15 protein-coding genes are annotated in these 17,136 nt (G+C 40.3%); 6 read left to right on the top strand and 9 right to left on the bottom strand.

What is annotated here, in order from left to right; genetic code table 11:
* Window positions 1-65 precede the first annotated feature (65 nt).
* The 3 genes from AC04NP_RS03330 to AC04NP_RS03320 form a co-directional block, all read right to left on the bottom strand.
* The gene (locus AC04NP_RS03330; protein WP_482857981.1) at window positions 66-1,634 is read right to left on the bottom strand and encodes a phytochrome family protein; all 1,569 of its coding nucleotides are present in this window, start codon (window positions 1,632-1,634) and stop codon (window positions 66-68) included.
* A 207-nt stretch (window positions 1,635-1,841) separates the two neighbouring features.
* Window positions 1,842-3,638, bottom strand: coding sequence for a 4Fe-4S binding protein (locus AC04NP_RS03325; protein ID WP_482857979.1), 1,797 nt, complete (start codon window positions 3,636-3,638; stop codon window positions 1,842-1,844).
* A gap of 11 nt (window positions 3,639-3,649) precedes the next feature.
* The gene (locus tag AC04NP_RS03320; RefSeq protein ID WP_482857978.1) at window positions 3,650-4,954 is read right to left on the bottom strand and encodes an NAD(P)/FAD-dependent oxidoreductase; all 1,305 of its coding nucleotides are present in this window, start codon (window positions 4,952-4,954) and stop codon (window positions 3,650-3,652) included.
* Window positions 4,955-5,243: 289 nt separating this feature from the next.
* Here AC04NP_RS03320 and AC04NP_RS03315 point away from each other — a divergent pair, with 289 nt between their 5' ends.
* Window positions 5,244-5,954, top strand: a complete 711-nt coding sequence (locus AC04NP_RS03315) for a DUF547 domain-containing protein (protein ID WP_482857977.1) — start codon at window positions 5,244-5,246, stop codon at window positions 5,952-5,954.
* A gap of 40 nt (window positions 5,955-5,994) precedes the next feature.
* Here the strand turns inward: AC04NP_RS03315 and AC04NP_RS03310 are convergent, their stop codons facing one another.
* Window positions 5,995-6,951, bottom strand: coding sequence for a calcium/sodium antiporter (locus AC04NP_RS03310; RefSeq protein ID WP_482857976.1), 957 nt, complete (start codon window positions 6,949-6,951; stop codon window positions 5,995-5,997).
* A gap of 124 nt (window positions 6,952-7,075) precedes the next feature.
* Between AC04NP_RS03310 and AC04NP_RS03305 the strand changes: the two genes are divergently transcribed.
* Window positions 7,076-9,250 carry a S9 family peptidase gene (locus AC04NP_RS03305; protein ID WP_482857974.1) on the top strand — a complete coding sequence of 725 codons (2,175 nt, stop codon included), beginning with the start codon at window positions 7,076-7,078 and terminating at the stop codon, window positions 9,248-9,250.
* Window positions 9,251-9,364: 114 nt separating this feature from the next.
* Here the strand turns inward: AC04NP_RS03305 and AC04NP_RS03300 are convergent, their stop codons facing one another.
* Both AC04NP_RS03300 and AC04NP_RS03295 read right to left on the bottom strand, forming a co-directional pair.
* Window positions 9,365-9,559: a DUF2158 domain-containing protein gene (locus AC04NP_RS03300; protein WP_482857973.1), complete on the bottom strand. Its 195-nt coding sequence runs from the start codon at window positions 9,557-9,559 to the stop codon at window positions 9,365-9,367.
* Between the two features lie 320 nt (window positions 9,560-9,879).
* Complete coding sequence (locus AC04NP_RS03295) at window positions 9,880-10,533, bottom strand: hypothetical protein (protein WP_482857972.1); 654 nt, start codon at window positions 10,531-10,533, stop codon at window positions 9,880-9,882.
* A 141-nt stretch (window positions 10,534-10,674) separates the two neighbouring features.
* On the opposite strand from AC04NP_RS03295, the gene AC04NP_RS03290 reads away from it, so the two are divergent.
* Window positions 10,675-11,862 carry an OmpA family protein gene (locus AC04NP_RS03290; RefSeq protein WP_482857971.1) on the top strand — a complete coding sequence of 396 codons (1,188 nt, stop codon included), beginning with the start codon at window positions 10,675-10,677 and terminating at the stop codon, window positions 11,860-11,862.
* A gap of 77 nt (window positions 11,863-11,939) precedes the next feature.
* Window positions 11,940-12,395: a nuclear transport factor 2 family protein gene (locus AC04NP_RS03285; protein WP_482857969.1), complete on the top strand. Its 456-nt coding sequence runs from the start codon at window positions 11,940-11,942 to the stop codon at window positions 12,393-12,395.
* A 53-nt stretch (window positions 12,396-12,448) separates the two neighbouring features.
* On the opposite strand, the gene AC04NP_RS03280 is transcribed toward AC04NP_RS03285, so the two are convergent.
* Entirely contained in the window at window positions 12,449-13,645 is a 1,197-nt protein-coding gene (locus AC04NP_RS03280) for a proline dehydrogenase family protein (RefSeq protein ID WP_482857968.1), read from the bottom strand.
* 41 nt (window positions 13,646-13,686) lie between these two features.
* On the opposite strand from AC04NP_RS03280, the gene aroB reads away from it, so the two are divergent.
* A complete protein-coding gene (gene aroB / locus AC04NP_RS03275; RefSeq protein WP_482857967.1) occupies window positions 13,687-14,760 on the top strand; it encodes a 3-dehydroquinate synthase in 1,074 nt (357 codons plus the stop codon).
* Between the two features lie 41 nt (window positions 14,761-14,801).
* Here aroB and AC04NP_RS03270 read toward each other — a convergent pair whose 3' ends face one another.
* Entirely contained in the window at window positions 14,802-14,999 is a 198-nt protein-coding gene (locus tag AC04NP_RS03270) for a YtxH domain-containing protein (RefSeq protein WP_482857966.1), read from the bottom strand.
* A gap of 107 nt (window positions 15,000-15,106) precedes the next feature.
* Here AC04NP_RS03270 and aroA point away from each other — a divergent pair, with 107 nt between their 5' ends.
* Entirely contained in the window at window positions 15,107-16,348 is a 1,242-nt protein-coding gene (aroA, locus tag AC04NP_RS03265; RefSeq protein WP_482857964.1) for a 3-phosphoshikimate 1-carboxyvinyltransferase, read from the top strand.
* Here the strand turns inward: aroA and AC04NP_RS03260 are convergent.
* Window positions 16,341-17,120 carry a helical backbone metal receptor gene (locus tag AC04NP_RS03260; RefSeq protein ID WP_482857963.1) on the bottom strand — a complete coding sequence of 260 codons (780 nt, stop codon included), beginning with the start codon at window positions 17,118-17,120 and terminating at the stop codon, window positions 16,341-16,343. The two genes, aroA and AC04NP_RS03260, sit on opposite strands and share 8 nt — an antisense overlap.
* Between the last annotated feature and the right edge of the window lie 16 nt (window positions 17,121-17,136).

Raw genomic sequence — 17,136 nt, 5'->3', positions numbered from 1 at the left:
AAACTTAAAGAATGATTGCCTACCAAAGAAGACATAATGTCTATTACATGACAGTTACCCGGGGGTTAACCTAAATTCGGAATAATTATTTCCATGGTTTGCCCGATTCTGGGATCATCGTAATTTATGATTCGACATTTGAGCTTCTTAAGGGCATTATGGAAAATGTAAAGATCATGATTAACAGAAATAGCATCTTTTTCGTGAATTCTGAAGTAACTGTTCAGAAAAATTTCCCGGGAACCAGGATCGCTGATCCGGAGTGTAACTTCGCTAATACCGACCTCTTTTATATGAAACGATATGGGTTCTATTTCATGATTGCCTGAAAAGGTCAGAATATTGCGAATAATATCGCTCAGCATCAAATCCAAAAAAAACAAATCGGTATGGACATGGCATCCGGAGGGCACATGATTATGCAATGAAACAGTTTTTATTTGTAACAGATATTGCTGCTTTGCTGTTATTTTCTTTATCAGCGACGCCAATTTGATATCCTCTGAGATGAAATGTCTGTTCTTCAATTCATAAACGGCATTTACTTTTCTAATAGATTGTTTGAGATTATCAACTGAGTTATCCATCTTTTCAAAATATGAAAGTGATATGTCATCCAGGTTTTCCATTTTGGATAGTCCACATAAACCCTTTAAAGTGGCAATGGGCCCCAGGATATCATGGTAGGAGCGATAAAGGAAATTGTCCAGATTCTCCATGGACTCCTCAAGTGCCTTGGTTCGTTCTTGCACTCTTTGGTCCAGCAGTTGATTGGTAGTTTCCAGCAGGGTGTTTTTTTCTTCAATGATCTTTTTACTTTTTTCCAGGGCAAGGTTATTCTCGGAAATTTTTTCATTCTGGGCGATAATTTCTTCATGCTGTGCACGGATCTCTTCGTTTTGACCAATGATCTCCCTGTTCTTTTCTACTAAGATTTTGCGTATCTCCTCCTCCCTCCCCAAAGACTTTTTCATAAATCTAAATAGCATGAAACTCAAAACTAAAATGATGGCTACGGCGATAATTATATTTTTCCATAGCTTATCCCTCGCTTTACTAAGAAAGGAATTAAACTCATGATCTGCCTGGACTACGCCTATCGTTTCACCTTCAACCCCTTTAACCGGTGCAAAAGCAGACAACCACCGACCGTTCTCGGTTTGGTAGTCAGTAATGCATCCGCCAGTATCATATTTTTCCTTCAGCACCTCGGGAACCTGACTAAAGGTGTGCCGGAAATATGGATTTTCAGCACTCGTCACTAAAAATTCAAACTTTTGAGAAGGTTTGTTAAACGTCAGTACGTAAATGGGGCTTTCCAGGGCATTTATTCGGCAATGGACAGCAAGTAATCTATGGAGTCGGTTGTAAACGGAATCCTGGCTGTTTGTCAGGATATCATCCTTACGAGGATATTTATGTGTGAGGTTGATTAAACTCTGCGGGTCGATGGCCACGCTAATTGAATTAGCAACAGCCAACAGTTGGGCCAGCACCTTTTCTTCAGCATATTTCAGGTTTTTCCGGTAAATATCGTAAATAAAATATCCTGCCAACAGTATAATAAAACTAAACACCGCCAACATGATGCGGTTGATAGTAATCCCAAAAAATGACCTCCGGATATTATTCATTTTAACCCCATAGCCAGTGCTGCTTTATCTCCTACTATTAAAATGCATACCTAGCTGTTTTATGAGGTAATATATGATTGAAAAGCCTTTGAGACTATCGATTTTTAATCATAAACTTAATCCTGTACTTTTTTTATAAAACTTTCATACGCCTGTACAATTACCGGGATTGAATATTACAAATCAGGCAGATTTGCCTCCAAATGATCAGGCTTCTACCTTAAAACTATCATTTCCAATCAAAATCGGTTTGCCGAACCTTCCGTTTTCATCCCTGTTTTCAAGATTTAGCACACCTCTTGGGCAAACAGAAGAGCAAACCCCACACCCTACGCAGGAGGATCTCACAATGTTTTGACCTCTTTGTGCATACCATCTCACATCGATACCCATTTCACAATAAGTTGAACAATTACCACAGGAAATACACTGTCCACCATTTGTGGTAATTCTGAACCTTGATTTAAACCTCTGTACTAAGCCCAGATAGGCAGCCAAAGGACAACCGAAACGGCACCAGACACGGTTACCCATTAACGGATAGAAACCTGTACCCACAACACCTGCAAAGCCTGCACCTATCCAGGCGCCGTAAACCTCTCTGATTTTGTAAGTGCTTATCCCCATCAATGACCCGGTTCCTGTAAAATAAGTGTATAGTACGCCAACCGTCATCAAAACCGCAAAAACCAAAACAGCATGAATAAGTATCCTTTCAACACGCCATGCTTTCAGAGACTTGTCTGACAATTGCCGGTATGGGTCTCCCAGTGTCTCAGCCAATCCCCCGCAGCCGCATACCCATGAGCAATACCATCTTTTACCAAAAAAATAGACAAATACAGGTACCGCAATCAAAATCAGCGCAATACCCCAAACCAGCATAAATATTCCCAAACCTCCGCTGCTAACCAGCGTACTCAACTCATTGTCAAAGAAAAAATCATAATCCAGGGGCCAGATATTCTTAAAATCAAAATACGGTTGATTCAAACGTAACAGTATTTCGGGGATCAAAAAGGCAAAGGCAGTCTGAAAGAACATCACTGAAACTGTTCTTACCATTTGGTACCTGCTGTGCCTGTATTTTATCAGCATGCGAACACCCATTACCAAAATACAGAGGGTATAGATAAATCCATACAAAAAAAACCGGCCTGCCTCACTACCTTTTAAAAATTCACTGATCGGGTCGACCATAATAATCCAGGTGGTCATGTATTCAGGATAGAAATAAAGAAAAATGTAGAACAAAATCAGATATGTACCTGTAAGGATACCCAACCAGCCCACATTTTTCATGGCACTGTGAAATATACCATTGTTTTTGATACCGGGAGGGCCATCCTTAATCTTTGGTAAAATGTATAACATAGCGCCGGCAATGCACAAAACATAGGTTAACCACAAATATTTTACCGGGTTATTATTAACCGGGCCAATGCTCGCTGCCTTTGTAAGACTATATTTCAGATTTTTGATGGTGTATGTATCAAATCCCTTTTGGCTGATAATCCCATATTCCTTGATATTGCCGGCGACATTTTGCAGGTTGCTTCTAAAAGTTTCCCTATCATCAAAGCTTCTGCCATCAAGCCAGTTCCCATAATCACTGAAAGCTTTGCGTTTAAACGCACTCACAGGATCATTTCCGGGATAAACCTCCGACAGCGCCTGAATCTGAAAACTAAATGCATCTCCTTTACGGGCATTGGCTATGATTTTGTCAATTTCATCTTCTTTTATGGAATAACTTTGAAGGGCTTCCTCATTTATAGCCTCAAAAATAGCTGACACCTTGCCAACAAAGGTGAAGCCAGAGGAAATCTGCTGGTCCATAAGCGCTGAGGCCTGCTCTTTGAACAGGTTTTGCTTCGGACTATCGGTGATGTACGTATGAATAATTTTTTCATTTAGCTGAAATTGATTCAGAAAAAATGAGGCATTAAAAATGCCAAAACCCACCAAAAAAAGGGCTAATCCAATGGTCTTTATAAATTTCATTTGTTCCTCAGTTATTTTACAAGATTTAAATTAGCGCCGGCATTTTGCCGGTTATACAAATCAATGACCTCGCTTTCGTGCCGCTTGAAAAACTCCGGATCAAAGTTGGCCTTTTTAAGGTTTTCAAGTACGAACTCAATGGTTCGTCCTTCGTTCAACCATTGATCCAGCACCTCATGTCTTATTCTTATGCCAAAAGCATTAACACCGAGCAGTTTTCTGGAAGCTTTATCAAAGACAAATTTCAGACATTTTTTGCCATCCCGGTGTTCCCAATAAAACTGCTCCTCATTTTCTTTTAATTGTGACCATACATGCCCATATGTCTGATATTCTATATCGAAGAATTTTGCGGAGTTAAACCACACACCTGGTTTATAGGCTGTTTTCTTGCCACAAACGGTACGGGCTACTACCTCACCCATCATTCTTCCGGTATACCATACCTGTTCCACGGGCCTTCGGTTAGGCAACGGTTCCCTGAATTGTGCACAGTCACCGATAGCATAAACATCCGGCACATTGGTCAAAAGAAAAGGATCCACCATGATTCCCCTTTGAGTTTCAATCCCGCTGTCTTTTAAAAAACCGATATTGGGGCTTACCCCGGCTGTTAGTCCAACAAACTGGCATGATATTTTTTCGCCATGATTGGTAACCACTGCCTGTGCTCGGCCATTTTCATCAGGCAATATTTCCTTCAATTCTGTAGAAAGCCGCAGGTCGACATGATGTTCCCTGATGTGGCGATTAATCATTTCAGACTCTTCCCGTGGTAAGACAACGTTCCAGAAGCTTTCTTCCCTGACCAAAAAAGTTACCGGAATATTCCTTGACAGCAACATTTCGGCCATTTCAACACCTATGAGTCCACCACCAACTACCACTCCCCTTTCTATATTTTCGGTGTATTGCTCCATTGATTCCAAATCCTGATAACTATATAAGCCCTGTACCCCTTTGAGATCCTGGCCCGGCCAACCGAATTTGTTAGGTTTGGAGCCAACCGCCAGAATAAGCACATCATAATTCAAGGTAGACCCATCATCCAGAACGAGCATTTTGTCACCGGTTTGGATGCTCGAAACATAGGCCCGCACCAGATCAATTTTATTTTTCTTCCAAAACCAATTCTCATACGGCTTGATATTGTCAAACCGCATATGACCCATGTAAACATACATCAAGGCCGTTCTGGAAAAAAAATGATCGGTCTCGGCGGATATAACCGTTATTTTGTGCTTACTCATTTTTCGAATATGCCTGGCAGCAGTAATACCGGAGATGCCATTTCCTATAATAACTATGTTCTTCATATTATTTGTTCAAAACAGGGCCAGGCGATAATTGGTTTCATGAAGTCACCTAATTGTCAAAGGGATGACATTAGGTTTTATTTGTCTAAACAGGCTGGCTGCCGTTCCCGTAAACTATGGTAGCCTTTAAATCGACTCCCTTATTATTTTAATCAAAATATCAAATTGGCCGTTACCATCCTAACCCAAATGTAAATTTAACCTGATTATAAAAATAGTGAAGTAAAAAAATAATGCCTACAAGCGCAGCTTGTAACTCACAATACAAACAAACTAAATTTACGAAATCATGAAAAAGATTTTTACACTTCTGTTAAGCCTTACTTTGTTTTCTGCAAAAGCGCAGGATCTTAATCGGTTTTACCAACAGGTTGACGCATTCTTGAAAAAATATACCAAAAATGGACGTGTTAGCTACGATAAAATCAATAAATCCATGCAAGAGGCAGAAGCTATTTATCAAGATATCGGTACCATGGATTTAGGCCGTACGACCGACAATGAAAAAATTGCTTTTTACATAAATGCCTACAACATGATCGTCATTTATCAGGTAGCAAAGTATTATCCGCTGAAATCAGCTTTGGACCAAAGTGGTTTTTTTGATAAAGTAAAGCACAAGGTGGCCGGGGAAATGATAACCCTGAATGCCCTGGAAATAATCAAATTATTGCGTAACTATAAAGATCCGAAGTTTCACTTTGCCCTCGCATGCGCTGCCAAAGGCTGTCCTAGACTGGCAAGTTTTGCTTATCTTCCCCTGCAACTGGATAAGCAATTAAATGATCGCACCAAACTCGCCCTTAACGACAAATACTTTATCCAGGTGGCAGATCAAAATCAGAAAGTGAACGTTTCTATGATTTTTAAATGGTATGAAAAAGATTTCACCATGAATGGCCAGTCGGTGATACAATTTATCAATACCTACAGAACGACCAAGATACCTGAAGGCTATCGACTTGATTATTATACTTACAACTGGTCTTTAAATATGTAAACACCAAATTGATGGTCCATGACAATGCCCGGATCTTTTACTATCCTCTTTGAATAAGATAATAGATATAGATGATGTAAATAATAATAAAAACATAACCCTCCCACTTGCTGATCCTTGGCGTTTTACCAATGACTACGGCGACAAGCAGCATGGTACTGGCCGCCACGATCATCATAATGTCAATATTACTGATCGTATTAAATGGAAGCGGCTTGACAATAGCACTTAAACCAAGTATCCACAACATGTTGAATATATTGGAACCAACTACATTGCCAACGGCTATGTCGGTATTTTTTTTGAAAGAAGCCAGGGCGGAAGTAACCAACTCTGGCAAAGAGGTGCCTACCGAAATAATGGTTAAGCCAACGAGTGATTCACTGACGTTAAAAAGCTGCGCGTAATGGACCGCCCCATTCACCACCCAATTTCCTCCAAAATATAAACCGAGTATACCCAATATAACATAACCGACCGACATGCTTATAGCAATGGTCTTATATTCCTTTTCAAACCTTTTTTCCTTTTTCTCCTTAGTGGAAATATATACGTAACCCAGAAAAAGCAAAAAGAAAAACAACAGAATCAGACCATCGATCCTCCCGATGATGAGCGGGCCGGTTGCAGAGGAAATGGTAGCATTGGCCAGGAAGCCTACCAGCAAAGTGGCTGTTAAAGAAAATGGAATCTCAATGAAGTATGTGTTTCTTGTAATCGGTAAAGGATATATGGCCGCAGATACGCCCAGTATCAGCAGGATATTTGCAATGTTGCTTCCCATTACATTACCGATGGCAATTTCTGCGCTTCCGTTAACACTGGAAACCAGATTGACAAGAAGCTCAGGGGTTGAGGTTCCGAACGAAACAACGGTCAACCCTATTACAAGATCAGATAACCCAAATCTTTTGCCTAAAGAAGTAGAACCAAGAACTAAAAAGTCAGCCCCCTTGATCAAAATGACAAACCCAAATAAAAATTGTATGAATTGCAATGTCCAATTTATTAGTAAGCCGTAATATCGCAAGAATTTTCAACAAAGAAAATTTAAGTGTGAGCGAAAAAGTTTCCTTCTTGTTATATTTATTACAAAAAATACATAATTGTAATAAGCAAACATGAAAACATTTTTACCGGCGATTTTACTTTTTGTCTGTATGGTGAGCTTTGGCCAGCAAAAAATAACCATCGAAGACTTTACTGAAAAGGGAACATTTAAGCAAAATGCCATTGGAGGAATTAACTGGATGAATGACGGCAATTATTACACCTCCCTTGTAGAAAATAAAATAACCCAATTTAACATCACAACCGGAAAAGAAGAAAGAGTGATTTTTGATGGCAGTACTTTCAAAGATCAAAGAAAAATCAATGACTATGAGTTCAGTCATGACGAAACAAAGCTCTTACTCATGACTGACAGGCAAGGGATCTACAGAAGGTCATATACCGCGGATTTTTATATGTATGATCTGAACGCCCAAACCCTCACCAGGCTTTCGGAAAACGGACGACAGGCATATGCCACATTTTCACCTGACGGGTCAAAGGTGGGCTTCACCAGAAATAACAACCTTTATTATGTAACACTCGACAATATGCAGGAAATTGAGGTAACCGATAATGGGGAGAAACAAAAAATCATTAATGGTAGCAGCGATTGGGTCTATGAGGAAGAGCTGAGTTTAACCAAGGCATTTTTCTGGTCTCCGAATAGCGCAAAGTTGGCATTTTACAGTTTTGATGAGGGGCATGTCAAAGAATACGTATTACAAAAATGGAATGAGGGCGCTTTGTATCCTGAAAATTATCGTTACAAATACCCGAAGGCCGGGGAGCGAAATTCTATTGTAACCATTCATATTTACGATTTGGCCACCCTGAAAACCCTGAATGCCGACATCGGGGAAGAGAAAGACATCTATATTCCCAGGGTCAAGTGGACTAAAACCGATGGTATCTTATCGGTTATCAGGTTGAATCGATTACAAAATAAATTGGAAATATTACATGTAGATGCAAACAGTGGTCAATCTACCACCGCATTTAGCCAGTCATACCCCACCTATGTAGATATCGATGAAGCCGATGATTTAACTTACCTGAGCGATAAAAAGCATTTTATTATTTCGGGTGAAAAATCCGGCTTTAAACATCTGTATCTATACACGATGACAGGCCAACTGGTCAGGCAAATAACCAGTGGTGATTGGGAAGTAAAAAATTTTATCGGCATCGATGAGCATGGTTCATCAAAAGCCATTTATTATATTTCCACAGAACCCTCCCCTCTGGAAAGACACTTTTACAAGATCAATTTATCAGGCAAGAAAAAAACCAGGCTTTCGGCACAGGCCGGAATTCACAACATAAATATGAGCCGTGATTTCAGTCATTACCTCAGTTATCATCACAACTCCGAAACACCACTTTCTGTCAGGCTGTTCAGTACCAGGGGTAATAAAATGGTCAGAATACTTGAGTCCAATGAAAAGCTAAAGGAGGCCACACAAACATTTTCATTGAGTAAGAAGGAATATTTTACTTTTAACACCGGAGAAGACACAAAATTACATGGTTACCTGCTGAAACCGGTCAAATTCGATGAACAAAAAAAGTACCCGGTATTGCTTTATCAGTATAGCGGGCCGGGATCACAGAATGTTACCAATGGTTGGGGAGGAGCACATTTTTACTGGCACCAAATGCTAACGCAGTTGGGATACATAGTGGCTGTGGTTGATTCCAGAGGCACAGGATCGAGGGGTGTGGCTTTTCAGAAGGTTACTTATAAACAGCTCGGTAAATATGAGACGGAAGATCATATAGAGGCCGCCAGGTACCTCGGCAACCTGTCGTTTATCGATGAGGAAAGGATCGGAATCTGGGGATGGAGCTATGGTGGATACATTTCCTCCCTCGTATTGTTTAAAGGAGCGGATTATTTCAAAACGGCCATTGCGGTGGCACCGGTGACCACCTGGAGATACTACGATACCATATACACCGAAAGGTATTTACAAAAACCCCAGGATAATCCGGCAGGTTATGATGATAATTCACCGATCACTCATGCCGGCAAACTGAAAGGTAACTTTTTGCTGGTCCATGGTACGGCAGACGACAATGTCCACTTTCAAAATGCTGTAAACCTGCAAGATGCCCTGATAGCAGCAGGCAAACAGTTTCAATCCTTTTATTATCCGGACAGGGCACATGGAATCAGAAAGGGCAAAACGACCCGTTCTCACCTGTACCGGATGATGACCGATTATTTACTGAATAATTTGTGAGTACAGCAATCGAACGACCGCTGTTATGTCAGGATGTACTTCGTATTATTTGGTCTTAATGTGGGACTAACCTAAAAAATTGAACACCAGAAGTCTGGAAAAAATTTGGGAACTTTAGGCACTGATTTTGTTAGTTTGCCCGGCAATAGCGTTTTTCGGTTTAAATATTTCCAAAAAATGAATACAAATGGATGACTGGCGATTCACACCAATCCAATTACATTTTACAATGTCTCCTTTGATTGAATTTACAATCATAGTTGGCCCCCCTGATTTTAATCTGACAGCATCTCCTATTTTGAAACTCATTTTATAACTTGTTTTTTATTAACAATTATGACTTTTTATGACCGTGTAAAAAATAGCGATAATTAATTCATATCGATCACAACTCGAATATGCAATATTATTTAAATAAATATTAGCCAAAACAGGAACATAACCTTCTCAGGTAACATTTGACTAAAATTGAAAGATTCTTAGAAAACCTCGCCTGTATCAAAAAATGACTCCAATCCAAAAGGCTATGAATATTACAACTTTATTCTGCAAAATTCAAGCCCTTCACACTGATTATTACAAATTCCTGACGGAATTTTTTAAGCGTTTTTGGCTGATTAAAAATAATCCTATTTTAACTCGGAATTTTTAAATTTTACCTTTACCATAGTCATATTATTGCTAACACTTATGACACAGTTTCCCCTAAACCAGTAACTTATATCACTGTTTTCCGATACAAATTCCGGTGTACCATATACGCTTATAAAGTATGCTTTTGTAATGCGGTAAATAATAGCTGCATCTTCCATAACTGCCTCCGATGTTTCGATAATGTTTTTTAATATCCCTTTGTTTAATTCAAAGGATTTTTCCATCAGTGATTGCTCTAAAACCGGGTTTGTAATCAGTTCCAGTTCAATCAACCGGTTATTTTTAAATACCGGTGAAAAAATCCATTTGATTTTTTTTACAGCTTCGTTATCAGGAAATATATAATAATACCTGTAATAAGATAAATCCTGCCCCGTAGCCAATGCCGGGTCGGAAACGAACGAATGAATAATACCTTGCTGATAAAGGCTATCCATTTTTTTCAGATAACCAGTCCGTGAATCCCCAAATTTAATACTCAAAAGGGTATTGACGGCACGAGGCTCCCGGGCCAGGTTTTTATCAATTAAACCCTGAATTTCCTCCTTTTCATGCCGATTACCGCAGCCATGGGTTGCCATAAGCAGAAAGCAGAAAACAAGGGTTTGAAAGCAAATGAAAAATTTCATGGGTAAATTTTAAAAAAACCGTTTACTTATTCATCGGAATCAGTATATATAATTAGTAATAATTCAATTTTTTATATGAAATTTAATATACCCTGGATTGAACTAACATAATTTTAACAAAAACTCTATTACAAAGTCTTTATGTACGCTGATAAATGGTTTTCAGGACTCGGAATGCTGATTATCATCTTTACTTTTAACGTCAGGGCTCAGAATTTAGTGCAGAATGGAAGTTTTGAAGAAAACAATGCCTGCCCCGTGGGATTAGATGAGCTGGTGCTATGTGATCACTGGCTGCCATGCGGTACCAATCACCCCTCACCGGATTATTTTCATTCCTGTTCCAGCCCTCACAGAATGGGGATTCCTAACAATGCTTTTGGTCATCAATATGCCAGAAGTGGTCAGGCTTATGCTGGTTTGATTGCTTACCTTACTATTGATCAGGAGAACAAGAAAAACTGGGAACTTTCAAATAATCACAGGGAATTTATCCAAACCTATTTAACCTATCCCCTGGAAGAGGGAAAAACATACTATGCAGAATTTCACGTTAGCCTGGTGGAAGATTGTGACTATGGGATTGCCAACCTGGGGTTGTTGCTAACCAATGAGACACCGGAACTTACCTGGCCAAAAATTCAATTTGGGTATTTCAAGCCTCAAATCCGGCATGACAGCCATGAGGTCATAGACAACAACAAGGTATGGACCAAAATCTCCGGAACCTTTATCGCCAAGGGAGGTGAAAATGTGTTAACGATCGGAAATTTTGACAACGATGACGCCACAAGGGTTAAAAAGAATAAATCCGCAAAGCTCAACAACATATTCCGCAAAAAATTTCTTCCGAAAATGGCCTACTATTACATTGACGACGTAAAAGTAGTGCCCGTAGATAGCCTGGAGAGTAACCCCGAAGCTGAACCGGTATTCGTACACCGGGATCCCTTAAACCACGAATACTTTGGGATGATGACGGTTGGAGATAAGATTGAACTTAGTAACATTTATTTTGAGTTTGATAAATCGACCCTTTTGGCAGAATCCTTTTTCGAGCTGAACAAGTTGTTTGATCTGCTGTGGGAAAATGTGGAGATGGAAATTCTTATTGAAGGACACACCGATATTATCGGGTCTGATGTTTACAATGAAAACCTCTCCCGGCAAAGGGCCAAGGCGGTGGTCGATTACCTGGTGAAAAAGGGAATTCCGGCAACCAGGATTTATTACAAAGGGTACGGGCGGAGTATGCCCATTGCCAGTAATGACTCTGAAGATGGCCGATCCAGAAACAGGCGTGTGGAGTTTCTGATTCTAAAAAGATGATAACATTTCAACCTGCCAACCATTGTTTACGTTAATATGGGTTATCCAAACTAATTATTAACTCAACCCTAATGCTCATGAAAACTAAGAACTATGCCTATTTTGCTATCTTGATTTTGATCCCCTTCTTTGCTTTTAAACACTACCACAATATCGAAGCAGAAAATGAGGTAAAAAGCCTGATAGAAAAATCCTATATCAATGGCGCTTTCAATGCATTGGACCCTGATGCCATGGCGAAAGGCTTTCATCCTGATTTCTCCATATTCTCTGCCAAAGGTGAATCTATCCAAAAATATCTAATAAAGGACTGGGTAGAGAATGTCAGAAAAAGAAAAGCAAAGGATGGTTTTGATCCCGCAGAGAACAAATGGGAACATAAATTTGTATCAGTAGATGTGACTGGCGGTTCGGCCTCTGTCAAAATAGAGCTTTCGAAGGATGGAAAGAAGGTTTACACTGATTATCTGTCATTGCTAAAGTTTGACAGCGGCTGGAAGATAGTAGCGAAGGTCTACCACAAACATGAATAAAAAGGGTACACTCCGGTTGAAGCAGGACAAATAGCAAAGGATTCAAGGGACGCTCAGGTTTTTGAGCGTTCTTGCTTTATACGTCGTTTAATTTCCTTTTTGATGTATTGAAATTCCCTGCTTGTTTGACCGGCTATTGATGAGTTTTCCTCTGACCGCCTGAACAAGTAGGGAAGTACCGCTTCCACCGGCCCGTAGGGAACATATTTTACAACATTGTAACCTGCTTTGGACAAGTTGAAAGAGATATTGTCGCTCATGCCATATAATTGTGCGAAATAAATGCCAGGATCGTGGGGGGCGATATTTTTTTCCTCCATTAATTCGGTAAGATATTGGTTACTATATTCGTTGTGCGTACCGGAACATAAGCTAATAACGCCGTAATTATCGACGCAAAACTTCAAGGCCAGATTATAATCACGATCTGAAGAGGCTTTGTCAGGTTGTATAGGACTTGGGTATCCCATTTCTGCGGCCCTTTCCCTTTCCTTTTCCATGTAAGCCCCTCTTACCAGCTTTGCCCCAAATAAAGCCCCCTTTTCCGAAACCATTGAAAATGCTGATTTAAGATTATCCAACATATCGTGGCGGTACATTTGATAGGTATTGTAGACAATAGCTTTTTCCCGGTTAAACCTGATCATCATTTCGTAAACAATATCATCAATGGTATCCTGCATCCAGGACTCTTCACCATCTATCAAAATTCTTGTATCACATGCATGAGCTTCACGGCAAATATTCTCCACACGGGTTTTGGCCAACTGAAAAGACCGGCATTCCTGTTCAGTTAAAGTCATTCCGTTCTGAACCTTTGTCAACAGGTCAGCAGAAGCTATTCCCGAAGGTTTGAAGACAGAAAAAGGAATATTGTCCGACTCCTTAGACTTTCTAATGGTTTTGATAATTTCAGCAGTTGTTCTGTCAAACCCTTCCTCTGTTTTCTCTCCTTCCACAGAATAGTCCAGGATCGCACCGATGTTGAATTCAGCCAGTTCATGGATGGTTTTTTCGCTTTCAACAATGTTCTCGCCCCCACAGAAATGTTCAAAAAAAGTATATTTTATGATGGGCTTGACAGGAAATCTGATTTTGAAAAAAAAACTAATTAAAATATTGCCTATTTTTACCAGCCTATTAAAATTCATAGCGCCGAATAACAAATACATCTTAAACAGGCGATAATTTGATTTGGAAGAAAATGCTACAGAGGTATCCTCAAATGAAACAGGTTTAGTTGCTTTCATAGTCGATATTTTACCGTTGCAAAGATAAAAAAACCAACTTATTGAAAAAGGATATTATGGCACCGGGTGAGGTTATCATTACAAGGAAATTAGGTGAAGCATTAAAGACGTTTTTTGATGAAAAAACCTTTTCTAATGTTGGTATTTTAATGGATGAAAATACCAAAATCCATTGCTATCCCCTGGTCAGGGGCCTGCTACCGGATCACCTGGCAATAGCCATCGAGAGCGGTGAAGAAAACAAGTCGTTAAAAACGTGTGAAAGTATCTGGCATCAGCTTACTGAAGCCAGGTTCGACCGAAAATCATTGCTGATTAATCTCGGTGGGGGCGTGATTGGAGATATGGGAGGGTTTTGTGCCGCCACCTTCAAAAGAGGAATCGATTTTATCAACTTACCTACCACCTTGCTGGCCCAGGTAGATGCAAGCGTAGGAGGAAAATTGGGAATAGATTTTCAAGGGTTGAAAAACCATATAGGGTTATTTAAACTTCCGGAGCAGGTAATTATCTGTGACCAATTTCTCGACACCCTGCCCTATGATCAGCTACGATCAGGTTTTGCCGAGGTAATCAAACATCACCTGATTCGCGATCAGGAAGGGTGGCCCTCTTTAATTCAATCATCATTATCCGATATCTCCTGGTATGATATTATAAAACATTCCGTAGATATTAAGCAAAAGATTGTGGATGAGGATCCATTAGAGCAGGGCGCGAGAAAAATACTTAACTTCGGACATACTGTCGGTCATGCCGTGGAGAGTTTTTACCTGAATCAGGCGGATAAACAATTGCTGCATGGCGAAGCTATTGCAGTGGGGATGATCGCAGAGTCCTATCTCTCCGTGCTTAAAAACGGAATGGATAAAAGTCATTACAATCAAATCATAGAGTATCTGATCGATCTCTATAACCCCAGAGCTATTTATCATGAAGATATCAAGGCCATTGCTCATCTTACGACGCAGGACAAGAAAAATATCGGTTCAACCGTCAAATGCACCCTGTTGAAACAAATAGGTAAAGCCAATTATGATATAACGCTAGGACAAGAGGAAATCTGTCATGCTTTGAACCAATACAATGAAACATTGGCAAAGCATCATAAATAAAAAAATGGATGTACAGAATTCATTCGGCATTAAATCCGTTTTTAATACAATGTAAAATTCTTGGATCTAGATATGGGAATTCTAATACTATCTTCCAGGTTCTTCCTTAAATCTGTCGCTTTTTTTGACAATGATTCCCTGGTTTTTTTGCCACTTTCCGGAGCTAACAGCATCCCTGCCAAAGCTCCGGCGGCGGCCCCTCCTAGGAATGTCAGAAATATTTTACCTGAGCTTTTCATACTTTTATTCTTTAATAATTCAACACCGGACCTAAATCAATCCGGTTTGAACCGTAATCTTTGATTTATTAAATATAATCTTTGTATAATATTAATTAATTACACGTTTGAAAACACATAAAAGTTGCAAAATTTTTCACACAAAAAATTTAAATTATCTGGAAGTGCCGCTCTCCTCCTCAAAAAGCGAAAGTAACCGCGCCTTAATTATCAACGCTTTCTGTAAACCAACGGCCCGGATCAATAACCTGTCCGATGCAAGGGATACCCGTACAATGCAGCGGCTGCTCACCAGCAAAGAGGAAGTGCTGGACGTCATGGACGCAGGTACTACCATGAGATTTCTGATCGCTTATCATGCGCTGTCTGAACGCAACATAATATTGACCGGTACAAAAAGAATGCAGCAACGTCCGGTAAAAATACTCGTGGATGCCTTAGCAACACTTGGTGCCGAAATAGAATATCTCGGTGATCCGGGTTACCCGCCTATCCGGCTAAAACTTTTTCCCGGACAAAAAACATCTGAACTTGAAATCAGGGGAGATGTGAGCAGTCAATACATTTCTGCCTTATTAATGATAAGCCCTGTGCTTCAAAACGGTCTGAAGTTACACTTAACCGGCAAGATAATGAGCCGGCCTTACATCGAAATGACATTGGCATTGATGAAACATTTCGGTATCTGCTATGCATGGCAAAACAACATCATTACCGTGGATCCTCAGCCATATAAACCGGCTACTTACACCATTGAATCGGACTGGTCGGGTGCCAGCTATTGGTTCGCTATGGTGGCCTTGGCCGAAAAGGCAGAAATCAAACTCCTTAACTTGCGGGAAAATTCATTGCAGGGTGACAAGCGCATAGTAGAAATCATGGATCCTTTAGGTGTACATGCCAGGTTTGATAAAGACGGGGTGACACTAACGAAAAAAGAGCACCAAAAAGCCATACACTTCGACTTTAGTGATTGTCCTGACCTGGCACAAACCGTGGCGGTTACCTGTGCTGCCAAACAAATCGATTGTACAATGACTGGTCTTGAAAGTTTAAGAATCAAAGAAACAGACCGAATAGCGGCACTACAAAATGAATTGGCCAAAACAGGTGCGGAGTTTACAGAAATCAGCCCCGGTCAGTGGCAGGTGATCCCCGCGCTTTCTGCCGGAAAATTTGAAGACCTGACCATTGCCACTTATGAAGATCATCGCATGGCGATGGCCTTTGCTCCATTGGCGACGAGTGGAAATGTGGTTATAGAAGACCCGGAGGTGGTGGAGAAATCTTATCCGGGGTTTTGGGATCATATGGTGATGGCGGGTTTTGGATTGAGAATTGTCAATTAACAAGCTTGTTTTTTAGTTGTTGGAAGTATGGAATAGCTTTTAGCAACCTGCTGCCAAACCATGAAAACATTTCGCCGTCAACCAACAGAATATTGGCATGGGGACAGATGGCCCTGAACTCATCCAGGTGACGGGGTTTGAATGGGAAGGGCTCGGAAGACAACAGGATTACTTCGGGATTCAAGGCTTTTATTTGTTCAGCTTCGAGCTCGGGGTACCTGGTTTGATTTTGCAGCACATTGTCAAAGCCACAAAGTTTTAAGATTTCATTAATATAAGTATCTGTGCCAACCGCCATATAAGGTTTTTTCCAGATCAGGTAGAGTACACTTTTGGCAGTTACCGGTTCAAAAGCGTCGATCATTTGCCGAATATTTTCAGTCAGGAGCCGGGCCCGGGATAAACGATTACTGATTTGCCCCAAAGCTATGATCATAGCATGATTGTCTTGCAGATTGCGAACATCGCTCATCCATACAGGATATTGGGTTTTTAATTTTTCTATCCCATCCCGATAATTTTCCTCCTTGTTACCAATGATCAAATCCGGGTCTAGCGAAGTGATCCGGTCAAAATTAAAGTTCTTGGTGCCACCAATTTTTATTTTGGTTCGAACTTTTGGCTGTGGGTGGACGCAGAACTTGGTGATGCCGACCAATTCTTTCTCCAACCCCAGGTCAAACAATAATTCTGTTTGGGAGGGAACAAGGGAAATGATTCTTTGAGGTGATACCGGAATAGCTACCTCATTTCCCATTTGATCTGTTATCATGCTGCCGCCCTTATTC

The organism is Agaribacillus sp. DX54, assembly GCF_056858335.1.
Note: the sequence above shows the minus strand (reverse complement) of the source record. Positions and strands in the feature narration are given on the sequence as shown.